The sequence below is a fragment of the Agitococcus lubricus genome (assembly GCF_003051055.1).
Classification (GTDB): Bacteria; Pseudomonadota; Gammaproteobacteria; order Pseudomonadales; family Moraxellaceae; genus Agitococcus; species Agitococcus lubricus.
This window is the reverse complement of the sequence record NZ_QAON01000026.1, coordinates 1-20,417: the sequence shown is the minus strand read 5'-3', so window position 1 is coordinate 20,417 and position 20,417 is coordinate 1. Positions and strand designations below refer to the sequence as shown.

Here is a 20,417-nt window from a genome sequence, read left to right as displayed (position 1 = left end):
CAGCCAATGGCTGGTTGAGTCCAAATGCTTTTATGCAAAAGCATCTACTACTTTTAGAGGGTACAACTGTCTAATTTTCTGGCTAGGATCAGTAAAAACCTTGCAGTGCTTGTGCTAAACCCTTCTGGTTTAATGAAGAGGTCAATAAACTTTGTAGAAATGTATGACTGTCTAATCTTTGATGTAGTGAATGCGTGTCTTTTCTAAGTAAAGTATGTGTCGAAGTAAGTTTATCTGTATCAATCGGAAACGTGTCTTCAAGATTATTTTTTAGCTCAGCTTGATGATTAAGGTTGATTATAGCGCCCATTTTTATCTCCATTTACAGAAACTACCGACAGCGTAGTGATGACTGTGTGAGAGATTACAATAAGACTAATATCGTCACTTTAGCTTGGATTGTGGTAAAGAACAGCAACGACCCTATAAGGTAATGCTTGTCGATAAAGCAATTTATACAAAAAGTTCAATAGTTCCTAACATAATCTCTCTCTTGTAGAGACTAATCTAAAGCGATAAATCACTGCTGACCATCAGCACTAATCCTAGACATAGCCAGTGTGATAATGTACTACAATATCAGTGTTTACCCCTATGGAAATTTTCTGTGACATGGCATGTAAAAATAGATAGGACGTGTTAGTCAGCTGATGATATCTGCTGTAAACGCAGCAATAAGCTCGATGTATCTAAACGACCATTTCCGAGTTGTTGTAGCTCTTGATAAAAGCCATTGACTGTCTGGGTGACAGGCAGTTTTAAGCCATTCTTAGCAGCTTCGGCTAAACAAATGTCTAAATCTTTACGCATCCAATCCACCGCAAAACCAAAGTGATATTCGCCATTTAACATGGTGGGGTAACGATTGACCATTTGCCATGAGGAAGCCGCTCCTTGGCTAATCACTGACATCGCTTTATGGACATCAATACCTGCTTGTTGCGCAAAATAAATACCTTCGGCTAAACCTTGTAATAAACCAGCGACACAAATTTGATTCACCATTTTTGTCAGTTGGCCACTGCCTACTTCGCCCATGTGAACGATGGTTTTTCCATAACTTTTAAGTACAGGTTCTATAGCATTAAAAATGTGTGTTTCGGCACCACACATAATACTGAGTTGGCCTTTTTGTGCACCGAGCTGTCCGCCTGATACAGGCGCATCAACAAAGTGTATGTGTTTTTGCGCGAATAGTTGTGCAATTTGTTTGGAGCATTCAGCCGAAACGGTCGAGTGGTCGACCATAATTGCCCCTGATTTGGCATGATGGAGAACGCCTTCTGTGCCTAAAGTGACGGCACGTAAATCATCATCGTTGCCGACACAGCTAAAAATAATGTCTGCCTTATGAACCGCTCGTTGAATGGTGGCGGCATAACCTTGTCCGTATTCTGCTGCCCATTTAATCGCTTTGTGTGTTGTACGATTAAAGACAGTGACATCATAACCTTGATGGGCAAGATGACCCGCCATGGGATAGCCCATATTGCCTAAACCAATAAATGCAAGTTTCATATTTTTTTATCCGTTATGTAAATCAAGGTACGAATAGAAGAGTGAACAGCGGCTATTTTATCCAGAGCCTATTGTGTAATTTTGTGATATAGGGCATTTTTTGTTGACAATAATTTTTGTCTACAGAGCCTAATCCTACTGCATCATATAATGAATAAGCGATATATTAAATAACGAGCATGGGTAGAGTCATCATTCTGTATCAAGGAGCTAACAGCATGTCATTATTTGGTTTAATGTATATCAGTCGTACCGTAAACACTTTAACGCCCACACAATTACAAAGTTTAGTCGCAAGAGCACAACATAAAAATCAGGCTTTAAATATTACAGGCATGCTGTTGACTAGCGATGGGTATTTTTTTCAATTATTAGAAGGAGAGGAAGCAGCAGTCACCCGCTTATATCAGACCATTGTACAAGACCCACGCCACACGGACTTGACTTTATTGTTTAATGAGCCAATGGATAAGCGTTTTTGCCCTACATGGAATATGTTGCTGCTGATGAATACACAAATTTCGCCTCAGCAAACGCAAGACAAAATCACTAGCTTATTAGCCATGGCAAAGAAAAAGTACCTACAAAAAGAACAATTGATAAGTGACTTATTTTGTCGTTTTATGACGCTACGCCAGTTAGACGTTTTTAATCAGACAGAAAATAGGCAATAAAAAAGCCTCTTAAGAGAGGCTTTTTTACGGTTAGACTTAGCGTTTGTCTACAGGCACAAAGTCGCGCTGTACAGAGCCAGTATATAACTGACGTGGGCGACCAATTTTGTAAGAAGCTGAGTGCATTTCTAACCAATGTGCAATCCAACCTGGTGTACGGCCTAAAGCAAAAATCACGGTAAACATAGAGGTGGGAATACCGATAGCTTTTAAGATGATACCAGAGTAGAAGTCTACGTTTGGATAGAGTTTACGCTTCACGAAGTATTCGTCGTTTAAGGCGATTTCTTCGAGTTTCATGGCCAATTCTAATTGTGGGTCATTGATGCCAAGTGCGGTCAACACTTCGTCACAGGTTTGTTTCATCACTTTGGCGCGTGGGTCAAAGTTTTTATAAACACGGTGACCAAAACCCATCAACTTCGTGCTGTCGTTTTTGTCTTTAACGCGTGCAATAAAGTTGTCGAGGTTAGATACATCACCAATCTCATCTAACATTTTTAACACAGCTTCGTTAGCACCACCGTGAGAAGGCCCCCACAAGGCAGCAATACCCGCAGCGATACAAGCATAAGGGTTAGCGCCTGTAGAACCTGTTAAGCGCACTGTAGAGGTAGACGCATTTTGCTCATGGTCTGCGTGTAAAACAAAGATTCTATCCATGGCTTTAGCAATAATTGGATTGACTTTGTATTCTTCGCAAGGAGTTGCAAACATCATGTGTAAGAAGTTTTCGGAGTAGCTTAAGTCATTACGTGGGTACATAAAAGGTTGACCCATCGAGTACTTATAGCTCATTGCCGCCATTGTTGGCATTTTGGCAATCAAACGAATCGCAGCAATATGACGATGTTCTGGGTTGTTAATGTCTAAGCTGTCATGGTAGAACGCAGACAACGCACCAACCACACCGCACATGACTGCCATTGGGTGAGCATCACGACGGAAACCACGGTAGAAGAACTGAAGTTGTTCGTGCACCATGGTGTGGTTAGTAATTAGTTTCTCAAACGCCACTTTTTGTTCGGCATTTGGTAATTCGCCATTTAACAGTAAATAGCAAGTTTCGAGGTAGTCAGATTGTTCTGCTAACTGGTCAATCGGGTAGCCACGATGCAACAAAATGCCTTTATCGCCGTCAATAAAGGTAATCTTAGATTCGCAAGCAGAAGTTGCCATAAAACCAGGGTCATAGGTAAAGTAGCCGTTTGATAAAACGTCTTTTACATCAATAACATCTGGGCCTAATGTGCCGCTATAAATAGGCAGATCAATACTTTTATCACCAACGGTTAACGTGGCTGTTTTGCCCGTCATGGCAGTCTCCTGTGGTTTTTCAGTGCATTAGCAAGGTCGAAGCTTACGCAAACACCTAAGTTTATCATCATAACAGATTTAGGACTTACGCATTTAAGGACTATTTGCTAATAATGCAATCGAATGAGGCAAAATTTTGTTAGCAAACATGTGTATCAACGCATAAGTACATCGTAGATTTTGTGTTTAAGCTGAAAAATGTTCTATTGAAGCAGTCATCTGTTAAATAAATACATTTGTGCAGAATAAAGGCAAAAATCTCATTGTTTTTGATGAGCACTCGTTTGTTGGCTCTATGCTTGGAATAACAGTTTACCCGCGTAAGCAACGAATAATAGGCAAAAAATATGCCTAGTCATGAGTTAGCAAAGTTGGGCGTGTCAAAAACGTGGTTAGCTTAAAGTTTGTGGTGATTTTGTCAATAAAATGTACCCCACTCAAAAGTAAGCGGTTGTGTGTAAATGCCAATATTTGGTTTGTTTGCTTATATTTTGCACGCCTTTAGCCCCAGCATAGCGGTTGACTCCAAAAAACTATTTCGGTTTCAAACTGTATCTCGTTTGTAAAATCGCGTTAAGAGGTCTATAATTTCGCGCCGTCTGCAACGTTGGCAACGCCGCCACTTGTCGAATAGTTCCGATAGGTAAATCAGGCCGATGAATGATTGATTAAGTTAAACAGGAAATCTTCTTTGTTTAGTTGTCATCTTCTGGCTAGATGGTTTAATCCTACATGAATTGTGCAGTATATGAGTTGGGTTTAGCGAGTGACGTCTGGCACAACATCCAAACCACTCTCAATTCCGAACTGTTCTTCCCTTTGGTTCCGCTCAATATTATGAGCCTTAAATTACAGGGTGCCCGCTGTGAAAAGCAATAGACCTGTCAACTTGTCATTAGGAATGGTTCTCGAAGTGAATATGAAGTCGCCTGTCGCGATGGCTTCTATTCTGCATCGTATTTCGGGAATTGTCGTGTTCTTGTTGATTCCCGTACTTCTTTATATTTTACAAGGCTCTTTAGCCTCTGAAGCTGATTTTAATGCCATTAAAAATGATGTATTTGGTGGTTTTATAGGTCGCTTTGTCGTATTTGTCGCTCTGGCTGGTTTAATTTATCACTTCTTTGCAGGGATTAAACACCTAGTGATGGATTTTGGTGTTGCTGAAGAGTTACAAAGTGGTCGTACATTTGCGACGGCTATTTTAGCAATTTCGGCTGTATTCATCGCGTTGGCCTTTGTGTGGGTGGTGTTGTAATGAAAAGTGCAACCAGTTTTAGTCGTTCGGGTACCAGTGATTGGTTAATCCAGCGTGTCAGTGCTGTCATCTTGGCTGTCTATTTTGTGGTTGTGTTGGGCTGGTTATTGCTCGCAGGCGAAGTGACATACAGTGCATGGCATGATTTTATGACCTGCACCATTATGCGTATTTTTAGTTTATCAGCCCTGTTGTCATTGGCTGGCCACTCTTGGGTGGGCTTATGGACAGTGACGACCGACTATATGACTACACGTCAAATGGGCGCAAGCGCAAACTTTTTACGTTTAATTGCTCAAATCGGCATGGCAATCGTTATTTTTGTCTATGTGGTTTGGGGTATTATGATTTTGTGGGGTAATTAAGCAATGGCTAATAGCAATATTCGTACCCTTAGTTTTGATGCCATTATCGTCGGCGGTGGCGGTTCTGGTATGCGTGCCTCCTTACAATTAGCCCGTGCTGGTTTAAGTGTTGCTGTGTTGACTAAAGTATTTCCAACACGTTCCCATACCGTTGCTGCTCAAGGTGGTATTGGTGCATCTTTAGGAAACATGAGTGAAGACAATTGGCATTATCACTTCTTTGATACTGTCAAAGGTTCTGATTATTTGGGTGACCAAGACGCGATTGAGTTTATGTGTCGTGAAGCGCCTAAGATGGTCTATGAATTAGAACACATGGGCATGCCATTTGACCGTAATGAAGACGGTACTATTTACCAACGTCCATTCGGTGGTCATACCTCCAACTATGGTGAAAAGCCAGTTCAACGTGCGTGTGCTGCTGCTGACCGTACAGGTCATGCCTTGTTACATACCTTGTATCAACAAAACTTACGCGCCAAAACGAAGTTCTTTGTCGAATGGATTGCGTTAGATTTAATTCGTGATGAAGAAGGTGATGTTTTAGGTGTCACGGCAATTGACTTAGAGACTGGTGAAGTTGCTGTTTTCCAAGCCAAATGTACTTTATTTGCTACAGGCGGTGCGGGTCGTATTTATGCTGCATCTACGAATGCCTTCATTAACACAGGTGATGGTTTAGGTATGGCAGCCCGTGCAGGTATTCCATTAGAAGACATGGAGTTCTGGCAGTTCCACCCAACGGGTGTGGCGGGTGCAGGGGTGTTGTTAACCGAAGGTTGTCGTGGGGAAGGCGGGTTGCTCCGTAACAAAAACGGCGAACGCTTCATGGAGCGCTACGCTCCAAACCTCAAGGATTTAGCGCCACGTGACTTCGTGTCTCGTTCAATGGACCAAGAGATTAAAGAAGGTCGTGGCTGTGGGCCAAATGGCGACTATGTGGTTCTCGACTTAACGCACTTAGGCGTTGAAACCATTATGAAACGTTTACCCTCTGTTTATGAGATTGGTAAGAAGTTTGCTAACGTTGACTGTACCAAAGAGCCAATTCCTGTGGTGCCAACCATTCACTATCAAATGGGCGGTATTCCAACCAACATCAATGGTCAAGTCGTTGTGCCTAAAGACGGTAATCCAAACACCGTTGTTAAAGGTTTATACGCGATTGGTGAATGTTCTTGCGTCAGCGTACACGGTGCTAACCGTTTAGGTACCAACTCCTTGTTAGACTTAATCGTGTTTGGTAAGGCTGCAGGTGAGCATATTATTGACACTGTACGTCGTGCGCCACATGAGTTTAAGCCATTACCTAAAGGCGTGTTAGATGTCACCTTAGCGCGCATTAAGAAATTAGATGATTCGACTTCTGGCGAATATGCTCAAGATATTGCCAATGATTTGCGTAAAATTATGCAAGCGCATGCGGGCGTATTCCGTACCCAAGCCTTGATGGAAGAGGGGGTGAAAAAAGTTCTTGAGTTGGAAAAACGTTTAGAAAACGTGCACCTCAAAGATAAATCTAAAGTCTTTAATACCGCACGTATCGAAGCCTTAGAATTACAAAACCTCATCGAAGCCGCCAAAGCAACCATTATTTCTGCGGCAGCTCGCCCAGAAAGCCGTGGTGCTCATGCCCATGATGATTATCCAGAGCGTGATGACGTAAACTGGATGAAACATACCTTGTGGTACAAAGAAGGTAATCGTTTGGATTATAAGCCAGTTAAGATGATTCCATTAACTGCTGAGACCATTCCACCTAAGAAGCGTACATTCTAAAGGGGAGAGTAATAATGAGTGACGTGCGTATTTTTGAAGTGATGCGTTATAACCCCGATAAGGATAACGCGCCGTATATGCAAACTTATGAAATTACTTTAGAAGGTAATGAGCGTATGCTGCTCGACGCCTTGTTAAAGTTAAAAAAGATGGACGAAACTTTAAGTTTCCGTCGTTCTTGCCGTGAGGGTATTTGTGGCTCTGATGGCATGAATATTAACGGTAAAAATGGCTTGGCTTGTTTAGTGAACATGCAAGACTTGCCAAAAAAGATTGTCTTACGTCCATTACCCGGTTTGCCTATTATTCGTGACTTAGTTGTAGACATGAGCATGTTCTATAACCAATACGAAAAAGTACAGCCTTATGTGGTTAACGATACACCCCCGCCACCCAAAGAACGTTTACAGTCTCAAGCAGACCGTGAAAAGTTAGACGGTTTGTATGAGTGTATTTTGTGTGCTTGCTGTTCAACAAGCTGTCCATCGTTCTGGTGGAACCCAGAGAAGTTCTTAGGTCCATCGGCATTATTGCAAGCCTATCGCTTCTTGGCCGATACGCGTGATACCCAAACCGAACAGCGTTTAGCTAACTTGGATGACCCCTTTAGCTTATTCCGTTGTCGTGGCATTATGAACTGCGTGAGTGTATGTCCTAAAGGCTTAAATCCAACGAAAGCCATTGGTCACATCCGCAATATGCTCTTAGAACAATCGACTTAACCAGTCCTTTGTTTTGGCATTGATAAAACGGCTCACCCAGTGAGCCGTTTTTATTGGTAGCAACACTAAATCCTGAGGCGATGACATCGCGGTCTAACCGTTGTTTGTCTGACTGTTACATTTTGGCACATATATTGCAAATTGTAACATGAGATAACGTGCTTATCATGTCCGAACCTGTCAAATCCTACTAACGCTGGTAGGTCAGTGCATATTCACTGTTGAATAGTGCGATTAAATGTCGACCAAATACGGTCTTTTATGAGCCAAACTGCGTTTTCGCAATCGCTTTTGTTCAGAAAAAAGTGTTTTATTCGCTTATATATTGAATTTTGGTGTGCATAACCTAGTCTTGGTCTGTGTTGGCTAATGTGTGCACCATAAGCGCTCTAAATGGGCGTTGTTTATCAAATTTGCACCAGTATTGCTCATTTAGAGGCTGGTACGGACATGATTTAGAAATTATATTCGGTTAGACGAGTTTAGGTGATGTTGAAGTCTAGATACGTCTTTACAGAATAGCGCTTGTTGATGTTTTGCGCGTGAGTGGTGTGGCAGGTCAAAAAGACTCAGACAAGGTACAAAACGAAGCGAATGTTTGAAGCTAGGTTGTTATTGCTGATGAGTCATAATCAAACCGCACGATGCGTACCGCCTATCTCTAAAAAAGATGCTTTCGCAAACACTCTCACGATGTCAACAAGGCTTAACGCGACGGACTTGGTAGTATTTTATCCGTGTCTTAATGAGTTTTAATGGGCTAGTTCAATATTTGAGCATTTTATGTCGTAGATTCACGTGTAAATTCTAAGACGTTGATGTATAACATAAAGTCAAAATTTGGGGGCGAAATTACCTTTGAGATAGAGAGACTCTCTTCATGTTGTCTCTTTATTTGAAGTAAAACGACGTCACTCAGTTTTGATGGTCCCACTTACGTAGTTGAGCGTGTGACACACGTTTTAACCTTGGCTGTAAATGACTTATCCAGTCATTTGCGTATCGTATGATAAAACATAGGATTTTATATCCTAAAAGGAAAAGCAACCGTCAGCGCGTGATGAAGCATACGCCTAACAGGTTGCGAGAGAGACCCACCATGCACAATGGTTTAATGCAACAGCGAAGCCTGTCCCAGCTTTCTGCTGAAAATGCAGCTTATGTCGAAGATTTGTACGAGCAGTATTTAACGGCACCACAATCTGTGTCAGAAGAGTGGCGTACTTACTTCGAAAAGTTGCCTCAACACAATGGCGCTCAGCAAGATATGCCGCACAAAAACGTGCGTGAGCAATTTTTACTTTTAGCCCGTAATAGTACCCGCGTGCAGCCGATGGCGGTCAGTAGTGTCAGTACAGAACACGAAAAACGCCAAGTCGGGGTCTTGCAATTGATTGCTGCGTATCGTAATCGTGGCCATCAAAAAGCTAAATTAGACCCGCTAGGCTTAATGCAGCGTGAAAATGTACCCGACTTAGAGCTGGCAGCACATGGCTTGTCGCGTGCAGACTTTGATACGATATTTCAAACAGGTAATTTAGCCATTGGCAAAGCCGAAGCCACCTTGGGCGAAATGGTCAAAGCCATGGAAGCCATTTATTGTGCATCCATTGGTGCCGAATATATGCATATTGTCGATACGGCCGAAAAGCGTTGGCTACAAAGCCGTTTAGAAGGTGCACGCGGTAATCCTAATTTCTCCGTAGCGACCAAAAAGCATATTCTAGAGCGGTTAACGGCTGCGGAAGGTTTAGAAAAATACTTAGGTAATAAATATGTCGGGGCAAAACGTTTCGGCCTTGAAGGGGGCGAAAGTTTTATTCCGTTAATTGATGAAGTGATTCAACGTGCAGGTAGTCAAGGAACCAAAGAAATTGTTATTGGTATGGCACACCGTGGCCGCTTGAACCTGTTAGTCAATAGTATGGGTAAAAACCCTGCTGAATTATTTGATGAATTTGAAGGGAAAACCTTTAATAAATATGGGTCTGGTGATGTCAAATATCATCAAGGTTATTCATCAAATGTCATGACGGCTGGTGGGGAATTACATTTAGCCTTAGCATTTAACCCTTCTCACTTAGAAATTGTGTCGCCTGTGGTAGAAGGCTCAGTCCGTGCTCGTCAAGTCCGTCGTGAAGACATTGGCGGTAAAAAAGTCATCCCCGTAATTGTGCACGGGGATGCCGCGTTTGCAGGGCAAGGCGTGGTCATGGAAACCTTCCAAATGTCGCAAACACGAGGTTACACGATTGGTGGCACTATTCATGTCATCATCAATAACCAAGTAGGTTTTACCACCAGTAAACGCGAAGATGCACGCTCAACAGAGTACTGTACCGATGTGGCGAAAATGGTACAAGCGCCTATTTTTCATGTGAACGGAGATGACCCAGAAGCGGTGTTTTTTATTACCCAGCTTGCGCTTGATTTCCGTATGCAGTTCAAAAAAGATGTGGTCATTGATTTAATTTGCTATCGCCGTCGTGGCCATAACGAAGCCGATGAGCCATCAGCCACTCAGCCATTGATGTATCAAATCATCAGTAAATTGCCCAGTACACGTACGTTGTATGCCGATAAGTTAGTAGCAGAAAATGTCATTAGCCGTGCTGATGCGGAGGCGATGGTAGAAGACTACCGACAGGCCTTGGAAAATGGTCAGCATGTGGTTAAGTCCCTAGTGCGTGAGCCCAATAAATCCTTGTACGTGGATTGGACACCGTATTTAGGTCATAAAGTGATTGACGACTGGAATACAGGTGTTCCCTTAGCCAAGTTAACGGCACTGGCCAGCAAAATGCAATCCCTGCCTGAAGGTTTTGTGGTGCAACGTCAAGTCCAAAAAGTGCTCGAAGACCGTAGCCAAATGTGGTCGGGTAAAATGGACTTGAATTGGGGAGCAGCCGAAGTTTTGGCCTATGCCACCTTGTTAGATGAGGATTATTTAGTCCGTTTGACAGGACAAGACGTAGGCCGTGGTACTTTCTCACATCGTCATGCGGTTTTGCATAGTCAAAAAGATGCTAAAACCTATATCCCACTCACCCAAATTACCAATAAAACCCATTTAGCCATTTATGACTCTTTATTGTCAGAAGAAGCAGTGTTGGCGTTTGAGTATGGTTATGCCACAACGATTCCTAAGTCATTGATTATCTGGGAAGCACAATTTGGAGATTTCGCCAATGGTGCGCAGGTCGTCATTGACCAGTTCATTTGTAGTGGTGAAACCAAATGGGAGCGTATTTGTGGTTTAACCATGTTACTGCCACATGGTTTTGAAGGCCAAGGACCAGAGCACTCGTCTGCACGCTTAGAGCGTTTTTTACAGCTTTGTGCAGAAAATAATATGCAAGTATGTACGCCAACAACGCCTGCACAAATTTTCCATTTATTACGTCGACAAGCGGTACGTCCTTTACGTAAGCCCTTAATTGTCATGACACCAAAAAGTTTATTACGTCACAAACTGGCCGTATCTAAACTGGATGAATTGACACAAGGTGGCTTCCAAACGGTATTGCCAGAAATTGATGCGATTGTGCCCGACGCAGTCACGCATGTGATTTTATGTGGTGGTAAGGTGTATTACGACCTGCTAGAAAAGCGTCGAGAAACAGGACGTCAGGACGTTGCCATTATTCGTGTCGAACAGTTATATCCTTTCCCAGAAGATAGACTGATTCAGGTGTTACAAGCCTACGTCAATGCAAAAAGCGTCGTTTGGTGCCAAGAAGAACCCATGAATCAAGGGGCTTGGTATAACACGCGTCATCGTTTTCAACGCGTGGTCGCGGCGTGGAAGCCGAGTTTAGATATTCGTTACACGGGTCGTCCATCATCCGCTGCACCTGCGTGTGGCTCGCCCTATTTACATGCAAAACAGCAAGCTGCCTTAATTGCTGATGCGTTTAACCCAGAACAGAAATAAGGATTAAATAGAATGGCTATTGAAATTAAAGCTCCTCAGTTCCCAGAATCTGTTGCCGACGGTACGGTTGCCGCATGGCATAAAAAAGTAGGTGACAAAGTCACTCGTGACGAAGTGTTAGCCGATATTGAAACCGATAAAGTCGTATTGGAAGTCGTTGCGCCTGCCGATGGTGTTTTATCGCAAATCATCAAGGTAGAAGGGGATACGGTATTAAGTTTAGAGGTGTTGGCAATTTTTGAAACAGGTACGGCGAGCCTTGCTGTCCCAGCCAGTGCCACGCCTGAGCCCACTGTGCTTGCCTCCGCAGCACCCGTAGTAGCTGCCAGCCCAGATTTAGCGCCTTCAGTTCGCAAAGCCGTTGCTGAGCATCAACTCGATGCAAGCCAAATTGCAGGGACTGGACGTGGTGGCCGTATTACCAAAGAAGATGTGAACGCACATTTGGCTGCACCTACAGCCAGCACACCTGCGGTAGTTGAAGCCCCATTGAGTTTGGCCGTCGGTGAGCGTGTTGAAAAGCGTGTCCCCATGACGCGTTTACGTGCCAAAGTCGCCGAACGCTTATTACAAGCCTCTCAAAATACCGCCATGTTAACGACGTTTAACGAAGTCAACATGAAACCCATTATGGAAATGCGTAAAGCCTACGGTGAGCGTTTTGAAAAACGTCACGGTGTGCGTTTAGGCTTTATGTCTTTCTTTGTCAAAGCAGCGGTTGAAGCCTTAAAACGGTTCCCCGCCGTCAATGCTTCTATTGACGGTAACGATATTGTTTATCACGGTTATCATGATGTGGGTGTTGCCGTCTCGTCTGACCGTGGTTTGGTAGTGCCGATTGTTCGTGATGCGGAACGCATGAACTTAGCTGAAATCGAAAAAAATATTTTAGATTACGGTAAAAAAGCCAAAGAAGGTAAACTCGGACTTGAGGATATCACAGGTGGCACATTTACCATTTCTAATGGGGGGGTTTTTGGCTCTTTAATGTCTACTCCGTTATTGAATCCACCACAAACGGCGATTTTGGGTATGCATAAAATCCAAGAACGTCCGATGGCGGTTAATGGGCAAGTCGTGATTCTGCCAATGATGTACTTGGCTTTGTCATACGACCATCGTTTAATTGATGGTAAAGAAGCCGTGAGCTTTTTAGTCACCATCAAAGATTTAATCGAAGACCCAGCCTTGCTGTTGTTAGATTTATAAAGAAAAAACGCCTTCCCCTGATAGGGGGGAGGTTGGGAGGGGTTTAGCTTATAACCCCACCCTAACCCTCACCTAATTTAGGGGAGGGAATATGATTTGTAGAGAGGATTTTAAAGATGTCCCAAGAATTTGATGTGGTTGTCATCGGTGGTGGGCCAGGTGGTTATGAAGCGGCCATTCGTGCGGCTCAATTAGGACTAAAAGTCGCCTGTATCGAAAAACGGCTCCATAATGGCAAGCCGAGTTTAGGTGGAACGTGTCTCAATGTTGGCTGTATTCCCTCTAAAGCCTTATTAGACTCCTCGCACCGTTACCATGATGCCAAAGAAGGTTTGGCTATACATGGTATTAGCGTGGGTGATGTGAGTATTGATATTGCACAAATGCAAACCCGTAAAGACCAAGTCGTCGCCCAATTGACAGGCGGTGTTGCACAGTTATTAAAAGGCAATGGCATTGTGTGGTTACAAGGGACAGGTAAGTTACTGAGCAACAAACAGGTACAGTTTGTGGCACATGACGGTGCAACAGAGACAATTCAAGCAACAAAAGCCGTGATTTTGGCCGCAGGTTCTGCACCAATTAATATTCCAGTTGCTCCGTTAACAGAAGACATTATTGTTGACTCAACAGGTGCATTAGCCTTTAGTGAAGTGCCTAAGCGTTTAGGCGTGATTGGTGCAGGGGTTATCGGTTTAGAGTTAGGCTCTGTATGGAGTCGTTTAGGCTCTGAAGTTATTGTTTTAGAAGCCTTAGATTCATTCTTGCCAATGCTAGATAAGTTAGTATCTAAAGAAGCACAAAAAATCTTAACTAAACAAGGTTTAGATATTCGTTTAGGCGCTAAAGTCACTGGCTCACAAATTAATAATGGTGTTGTAACAGTTACTTATCAAGACAAAGAAGGCGAGAAAACTGCTGAATTTGATAAGTTAATTGTAGCGGTGGGTCGTAAGCCTTATGCCGAAGGCTTATTAGATGCAAGCAGTGGTGTAGCGCAAGATGCACGGGGCTTTGTCATTGTTGACCAACAATGCCGTACTAATATTGACGGTGTTTATGCGATTGGTGACTTAGTACGTGGCCCTATGTTGGCGCATAAAGCCATGGAAGAAGGCATGATGGTTGCCGAAATCATTGCAGGTCATTATGCGCAAATCAATTACGATACCATTATTGGCGTGATTTACACGCATCCTGAAATCGCGTGGGTAGGCCAAACCGAAGAGCAAGCCAAAGCGGCAGGTATTGATGTCAAAGCAGGACAATTTCCTTTCCAAGTCAATGGTCGCGCACTTGCTGCCAATGATGCACAAGGCTTAGTCAAATTCGTCGCTGATGCCAAAACCGACCGTCTATTAGGTATGGCCGTCATTGGTTCCAATGCAGGGGATATGGTACATCAAGGTATGATTGCGCTAGAGTTTGCGGCAAGTATCGAAGATTTACAATTGATGACCTTTGCCCATCCTACGTTATCGGAAGCGGTGCATGAAGCAGCGTTATCGGTGGATGGTCGTGCGATTCACGCTATTCAGCGTAAACGTAAATAAGTAGGCCTCACCTTAACTTTCTCCCTGTGGTAGAGAGCTAGCGTGAGAAACATCATTTAATATTCCGTTAACAACGGATAAACAAGCGTAGCGGAGCTGAACATGCTCCTCATCGGAACACTGCACATCCTATATAGGCTGATGGTATAGACCCAAACCGCCTAATGCAGAGTGTAAGCTCCTTAGCTAACAAACAGGGTGAGACAATGAATTTACATGAATATCAAGGCAAACAGCTTTTTGCGGAATACGGCTTGCCCGTATCTAAAGGTTTTGCCGCATCAACCCCCGAAGAAGCACGCCAAGCAGCGGAACAAATTGGTGGTGATGTATGGGTTGTTAAGGCACAAGTACATGCGGGTGGACGTGGTAAAGCAGGTGGTGTGAAATTAGTAAAAACCTTAGATGAAGTTGAACAATTTGCCCGTGAAAAATTAGGTACAAATTTAGTCACCTATCAAACAGATAGCAAAGGCCAACCAGTCAGCAAAATTTTAGTCGAAACCTGTACGGACATTGCCAAAGAATTATATTTGGGTGCAGTCGTTGACCGTGCAAGCCGTAGTATTGTCTTTATGGCGTCTACCGAAGGCGGAGTGGAAATTGAAAAGGTTGCCCACGAAACCCCCGAAAAAATCTTCAAAGTCACCATCGACCCATTAATTGGCGCACAAGCGTATCAAGGCCGTGAAGTCGCTGGTAAATTGGGCTTAGATGCTGCGCAAACCAAACAATTTGTCAAAATCTATTTAGGCTTGGCCAAAATGTTTGTCGAATGTGACTTGGCGATGATTGAGGTCAATCCTTTAGTTATCACCAAAGAAGGTAACTTACATTGCTTAGATGCCAAAATTGTCATTGATTCTAACGCCTTATATCGTCATCCTAAACTCAAAGCAATGGACGACCCAAGTCAATCGGATGACCGTGAACGCCGTGCGGCCGAATGGGAACTTAACTATGTAGCTTTAGAAGGTAACATCGGTTGTATGGTGAATGGTGCAGGTCTGGCGATGGCCACGATGGACATCATCAAACTTAAAGGTGGCCAACCTGCCAACTTCTTAGACGTAGGTGGTGGTGCAACTAAACAACGTGTCACCGAAGCCTTCAAAATCATCTTATCTGACTCTGCTGTAAAAGCGGTATTAGTTAATATCTTTGGTGGTATTGTTCGTTGTGACATGATTGCTGAAGGGATTATTGGTGCAGTGCAAGAAGTGGGTGTCAAAGTGCCTGTGGTTGTTCGTTTAGAAGGTAACAACGCAGAATTAGGCGCACAAAAATTGCGTGACAGTGGTTTAAACATTATTGCTGCTACTTCGTTAAATGAAGCAGGCGAATTAGTTGTCAAACAAGTGTAATTAGGGGCAGATAATGAGCGTTTTAATTGATAAAAATACCAAAGTTATTTGCCAAGGTATTACAGGTTCGCAAGGCACATTACATACTGAGCAAGCCATTGCCTATGGCACAAATATGGTCGGTGGTGTGACCCCTGGTAAAGGCGGTACAACCCATTTGGGCTTACCAGTATTTGATACCGTTGCTGAAGCCGTTGAAAAAACAGGCGCAGAGGCAACCGTTATTTATGTGCCAGCCTCTTTGTGTAAAGACGCGATTTTAGAAGCCGTTGATGCGGGCATTAAACTCGTGGTATGTATTACCGAAGGTGTGCCAACCATCGACATGTTATATGTCAAAGAGTATATCGTCCGTAAGGGCGGTGTGCGTATGATTGGCCCTAACTGTCCTGGTATTATTACCCCAGGCCAATCCAAAATTGGTATTATGCCTGGTCATATTCACTTGCCAGGTAAAGTAGGCATTGTCTCGCGTTCAGGCACTTTGACCTATGAAGCAGTGAAACAAACTACAGACTTAGGTTTTGGTCAAAGCACTTGTATTGGTATTGGTGGTGACCCCATTCCTGGTATGACCTTTATTGATGCCTTAACCTTATTCCAAAATGACCCTCAAACCGAAGCCATTATCATGGTCGGTGAAATTGGGGGTTCTGCCGAAGAAGAAGCCGCCGCCTTTATTAAAGCTAACGTGACTAAGCCTGTGGTGTCTTATATTGCGGGTGTCACAGCGCCTGCGGGTAAGCGTATGGGACATGCGGGCGCGATTATTTCGGGTGGTAAAGGAACAGCTGCCGAGAAATTTGCGGCATTACAAGCGGCAGGTGTCAAAACAGTAGCGAATCCTGCTGAATTGGGCAAAGCCATTGCCGAAGTGACTGGTTGGAAATAAGTCCTCAGCGAACTGCGTTCTGACCCGATAAAAACCCATAAGTCTGTGGCTTATGGGTTTTTTATTGCCTAAAAATGTGAGTCATTTGGCAAAAAAAAACGCTGAATCAAAGACACTTTATTGCATACTTCTTGCCGACAATGTGATGTATTTATCGGTATTTCAAAAAATATTAGGATGAAAACAACACTTGTTAACAGTCGCATGTTAAAAATTTAGACGAAGACACGACGAGTCATCTGTGTTGCTGGCTTAATCAGCGAGCAGAATTAGCAACACAAAACACGGCCTGCTGAGTCTGTAGATGCCGTGATGATGGCAGTCTAAACGTGTATCAACAGGGATTGCGATAATTTTAATAGTTTACAAACATATTCCCACTCATCCCCATCAATCATTTGTGCAGATACTTTGCCGCTCTGCATTGAGCCAGTATTGGGGTATGAGTATAGAAAATCCATAAGGTTTATTATGTCGTCGTTGACCGAAGAACAAGCCCATGCTTATATGATGAAATTGCTAACCACGATGAATCAATCAGGTGGTTCAGACTTATTTATTGCCAGTGAGTTTCCTCCCAGTATGAAAATCAATGGTGAAATGCAGCCGATGACGAGTCAAAAACTGACCGCTGATATTACCAAAATGTTAGCGCACGCCTTAATGAATCCCACACAGCGTGAGGAGTTTGCTCGTGAAATGGAATGTAATTTCGCGATTAACGTGCCGAATGTCTCACGTTTTAGGGTGAACGTCTTTGTGCAACAACAATGTGTGGGCATGGTGATTCGTACCATTGCCGCCGAAATTCCAACCTTTGAGAAACTATCTTTGCCTGAAGTGCTGAAAGAAGTCATCATGCACAAACGTGGCTTGGTATTAGTGGTCGGTGGTACGGGTTCGGGTAAATCCACTTCTTTAGCTGCCATGATTGACCATCGAAATCGTACGTCGAAGGGACACATTATTACCGTCGAAGACCCTGTTGAGTATGTGCATCAGTCTAAGCTGTCGCTCATTACTCACCGCGAAGTAGGGGTAGACACCCATAGCTGGCATCATGCGCTCAAAAATACCTTACGCCAAGCGCCTGACGTGATTTTGATTGGTGAGATTCGTGATGCTGAAACAATGGAGCATGCGATTGCCTTTGCCGAAACAGGCCATTTGTGTTTGGGTACATTACATGCCAACAGTACCAATCAAACCTTAGACCGTATTATTAACTTCTTTCCAGAAGAACGACGTAATCAGTTGTTAATGGACTTATCGGCGAATTTGCGTGCCATTATTTCTCAGCGCTTGATTCGTACCATTGATGGTAAAGGTCGTCGAGCTGCCATTGAGATTTTGATTAATACACAGATTATTTCGGAATTAATTTTTAAGGGGGAGTTCCATGAAATTAAGCCGATTATGGAGAAGTCTCGTGAGTTAGGGATGCGTACCTTTGATTGGGCACTCTTTGAATTATATAACGATGGCTATATTTCTTATGAAGATGCCATTCGTAATGCGGATTCTGCCAATGAGTTACGCTTGAATATTAAACTCAAAAGTAAGCGTGGTGAGCCTGCTTCTAACGTGGGATTAAACCTAAGTTTTGACAAATCTACCGCAGAGGAGATTGATGCTGCGCGTGCTAAAGAGTTAGAACAACAGCAAATTAATAAATGGTTGCGCGAAAAAGAATTGGCGAAGAAGGCAGGCTTACAACCACCCCCGCCGCCTAAATAACGCATATATATGAGTTAGATTTGCAAACTACCCTTGTCTTAAAAGTCACCTAATTGGGAGATAACGGTAGATACATGGGTGTTACCTCACAATGAGGGATAGCAGCCTTCTATTTTACTGACTTTGGTGTAGCCAAAGTCAGTAAAGCTCTAATGCCAGTCAGTTAAGAAAAATTGGCACTTAAAAACTGCCCTTCGACCCTTCGGCTGGCTCAGGGCTGGCCAAGCTCAGGGCGCATTTTTGCGTTGACTGAGCGGAGTCGAAATCAGCAAAAATGGCTTAACTGACAGGCATTAAGTAAAACTCACCATTTATGGCTTAGACAGTAGCACCGCAATGTCCTCACCGTTAAGCGTGTTGTGTTAGCTCACAAGCTGTCGGTTTATTTCAAATCACCTTCAACACAATTTATAAAACGCCAGCCTATTTATGTAATGACTCCATGACCTCATCACTAAAATGGACATTACTATAAACGTTTTGTACATCGTCTAAATCTTCCAACATATCAATCATTTTCACAATTTTTTGCGCTTGTTCAATATCCGTAATTTCCGCTTGAGTAGAGGGGTGCATGGTCACTTCGGCATGGTCAGCTTTTAAGCCAGCCGCTTCTAAAGCATCTTGAATGTGGCCAAAGTTATGCGGACTGGTAATAACTATCACAGTACCATCGGCTTCGCTAATCACATCGTCAGCACCTGCTTCGAGGGCAATGTCCATGATTTTATCTTCGTCACCCTCGGCAAAGGTCAATTCGCCACGTTTACTAAATAAATAATCGACCGAGCCTGATGTGCCTAAATTGCCACCACATTTAGTAAAGGCATGACGGACATCACTAACAGTACGTTTTAAGTTATCAGTCATAGTTTCGACTAATACCGCAACACCACCTAAACCATAACCTTCATAGGTAATTTCTTGCACTTTGTCGGCATCTCCACCACCCACACCACGTTGAATGGCTCGGTTGATGACATCACGCGTCATATTGGCTGATAAGGCTTTAGAAACAATAGCGCGTAAACGGGGATTGTCTGCTTCGGAAGCGCCCCCCATTTGGGCAGCAACGACTATTTCGCGTAAATATTTGGTAAACACTTTGCCTTTGGAGGCGTCTTGGCGAGCTTTACGGTGTTTAATGTTCGCCCATTTAGAATGGCCAGCCATAAAAATGTCCTAAGAAATCATGATATAAAATAATAAAGTTGATTATACAACAATATGAACGGAATTTTATCTGGTGTTAATCCCTACAAAAAATGCCCCTGATTGAACAATTTATGTTTATTCAAGCCAGTAATACTAGACTTTTATCGTTATAACTATTTGAAGTTATTGATTTTAATGAATTGGTATGTTTTGTGTTTTACTAAAAATGTTTAAATATCAATACAAGGATAACAAGATGCGTTGCTTAGCTTATTTAATGATATCGATATCTCTTGGCTCATGTAGTTATTTTTTACCCAGTACGACGCCAACAATGTTTGGATTATTGGCAGACAGAGGCGATACCCGCCCCTTTGAACAACCTTTATCCATTAACACGCAGCCTAAACGGTTGGCCTTAGGGCATAGTTTTGCTATTGGTGTAAAAGAAGATGGCACGGTATGGAGTTGGGGGCGTGGAGGAAGTGGTGTTTTGGGGACAGGTTATACAAGCCGAGATATACCACAAGCTATACCTAATATGACCAACTTTTTAGAAGTGGCGGTAGGCAGTGAGCATGTATTAGCCTTACGTAAAGACGGCACGGTATGGAGTTGGGGAGATAACAAAAAAGGACAATTAGGCTATAAAGCGGATGGCGTACCTTATGGAGAACCAGCAAATTTGCAGTATGACCCTCAGCAACTTACGCCCAAACAAATCCCTGAGTTAAAGGATGTGGTGAGTATCGCGGCGGTCGGTACACATTCTTATGCGTTAAGTAAACAAGGCGATGTGTATCAATGGGGTAAAGAAACATTCAATAATGACGCGATGGCATTAATGATCCTAGCCAGAAAATTAGACAGTTGTACCCTCTAAAAGTAGTAGATGCTTTTGCATAAAAGCATTTGGACTCAACCAGCCATTGGCTGAATG

The 20,417-nt window shown here is 43.2% G+C and carries 14 protein-coding genes and 1 pseudogene; 12 read left to right on the top strand and 3 right to left on the bottom strand.

Going from position 1 to position 20,417, the window contains the following annotated elements; all coding sequences use genetic code 11:
- Positions 1-639: 639 nt before the first annotated feature.
- Complete coding sequence (locus C8N29_RS15510; RefSeq protein ID WP_107866981.1) at positions 640-1,518, bottom strand: NAD(P)-dependent oxidoreductase; 879 nt, start codon at positions 1,516-1,518, stop codon at positions 640-642.
- A 218-nt stretch (positions 1,519-1,736) separates the two neighbouring features.
- On the opposite strand from C8N29_RS15510, the gene C8N29_RS15505 reads away from it, so the two are divergent.
- On the top strand, positions 1,737-2,192 hold the full coding sequence (locus C8N29_RS15505) for a BLUF domain-containing protein (protein ID WP_170107013.1): 456 nt from the start codon (positions 1,737-1,739) through the stop codon (positions 2,190-2,192).
- A 36-nt stretch (positions 2,193-2,228) separates the two neighbouring features.
- On the opposite strand, the gene gltA is transcribed toward C8N29_RS15505, so the two are convergent.
- Positions 2,229-3,509, bottom strand: coding sequence for a citrate synthase (gltA, locus tag C8N29_RS15500; RefSeq protein ID WP_107866979.1), 1,281 nt, complete (start codon positions 3,507-3,509; stop codon positions 2,229-2,231).
- A gap of 865 nt (positions 3,510-4,374) precedes the next feature.
- Between gltA and sdhC the strand changes: the two genes are divergently transcribed.
- The 10 genes and pseudogenes from sdhC to C8N29_RS15450 form a co-directional block, all read left to right on the top strand.
- Entirely contained in the window at positions 4,375-4,767 is a 393-nt protein-coding gene (gene sdhC / locus C8N29_RS15495) for a succinate dehydrogenase, cytochrome b556 subunit (protein ID WP_146164486.1), read from the top strand.
- Positions 4,767-5,132, top strand: a complete 366-nt coding sequence (sdhD, locus tag C8N29_RS15490) for a succinate dehydrogenase, hydrophobic membrane anchor protein (RefSeq protein WP_107866977.1) — start codon at positions 4,767-4,769, stop codon at positions 5,130-5,132. Before sdhC ends, sdhD begins: the two co-directional genes overlap by 1 nt.
- Positions 5,133-5,135: 3 nt before the next feature.
- The gene (sdhA, locus tag C8N29_RS15485; RefSeq protein WP_107866976.1) at positions 5,136-6,911 is read left to right on the top strand and encodes a succinate dehydrogenase flavoprotein subunit; all 1,776 of its coding nucleotides are present in this window, start codon (positions 5,136-5,138) and stop codon (positions 6,909-6,911) included.
- Between the two features lie 14 nt (positions 6,912-6,925).
- Positions 6,926-7,633 carry a succinate dehydrogenase iron-sulfur subunit gene (locus C8N29_RS15480; RefSeq protein WP_107866975.1) on the top strand — a complete coding sequence of 236 codons (708 nt, stop codon included), beginning with the start codon at positions 6,926-6,928 and terminating at the stop codon, positions 7,631-7,633.
- A 1,099-nt stretch (positions 7,634-8,732) separates the two neighbouring features.
- Positions 8,733-11,567 carry a 2-oxoglutarate dehydrogenase E1 component gene (locus C8N29_RS15475; protein WP_107866974.1) on the top strand — a complete coding sequence of 945 codons (2,835 nt, stop codon included), beginning with the start codon at positions 8,733-8,735 and terminating at the stop codon, positions 11,565-11,567.
- A gap of 12 nt (positions 11,568-11,579) precedes the next feature.
- Positions 11,580-12,776 carry a 2-oxoglutarate dehydrogenase complex dihydrolipoyllysine-residue succinyltransferase gene (odhB, locus tag C8N29_RS15470; RefSeq protein WP_107866973.1) on the top strand — a complete coding sequence of 399 codons (1,197 nt, stop codon included), beginning with the start codon at positions 11,580-11,582 and terminating at the stop codon, positions 12,774-12,776.
- Between the two features lie 116 nt (positions 12,777-12,892).
- A complete protein-coding gene (lpdA, locus tag C8N29_RS15465; protein ID WP_107866972.1) occupies positions 12,893-14,329 on the top strand; it encodes a dihydrolipoyl dehydrogenase in 1,437 nt (478 codons plus the stop codon).
- Between the two features lie 206 nt (positions 14,330-14,535).
- Entirely contained in the window at positions 14,536-15,693 is a 1,158-nt protein-coding gene (sucC, locus tag C8N29_RS15460) for an ADP-forming succinate--CoA ligase subunit beta (protein ID WP_107866971.1), read from the top strand.
- A 13-nt stretch (positions 15,694-15,706) separates the two neighbouring features.
- Positions 15,707-16,585, top strand: a complete 879-nt coding sequence (gene sucD, locus C8N29_RS15455; protein WP_107866970.1) for a succinate--CoA ligase subunit alpha — start codon at positions 15,707-15,709, stop codon at positions 16,583-16,585.
- Positions 16,586-17,092: 507 nt separating this feature from the next.
- Positions 17,093-18,226, top strand: a pseudogene (locus C8N29_RS15450) (PilT/PilU family type 4a pilus ATPase); the annotation flags it as partial.
- A 519-nt stretch (positions 18,227-18,745) separates the two neighbouring features.
- Here the strand turns inward: C8N29_RS15450 and C8N29_RS15445 are convergent.
- A complete protein-coding gene (locus C8N29_RS15445; RefSeq protein WP_107866968.1) occupies positions 18,746-19,495 on the bottom strand; it encodes a YebC/PmpR family DNA-binding transcriptional regulator in 750 nt (249 codons plus the stop codon).
- A 316-nt stretch (positions 19,496-19,811) separates the two neighbouring features.
- On the opposite strand from C8N29_RS15445, the gene C8N29_RS15440 reads away from it, so the two are divergent.
- Positions 19,812-20,360, top strand: a complete 549-nt coding sequence (locus C8N29_RS15440; protein WP_170107012.1) for an RCC1 domain-containing protein — start codon at positions 19,812-19,814, stop codon at positions 20,358-20,360.
- The last annotated feature ends 57 nt before the right edge of the window (positions 20,361-20,417 follow it).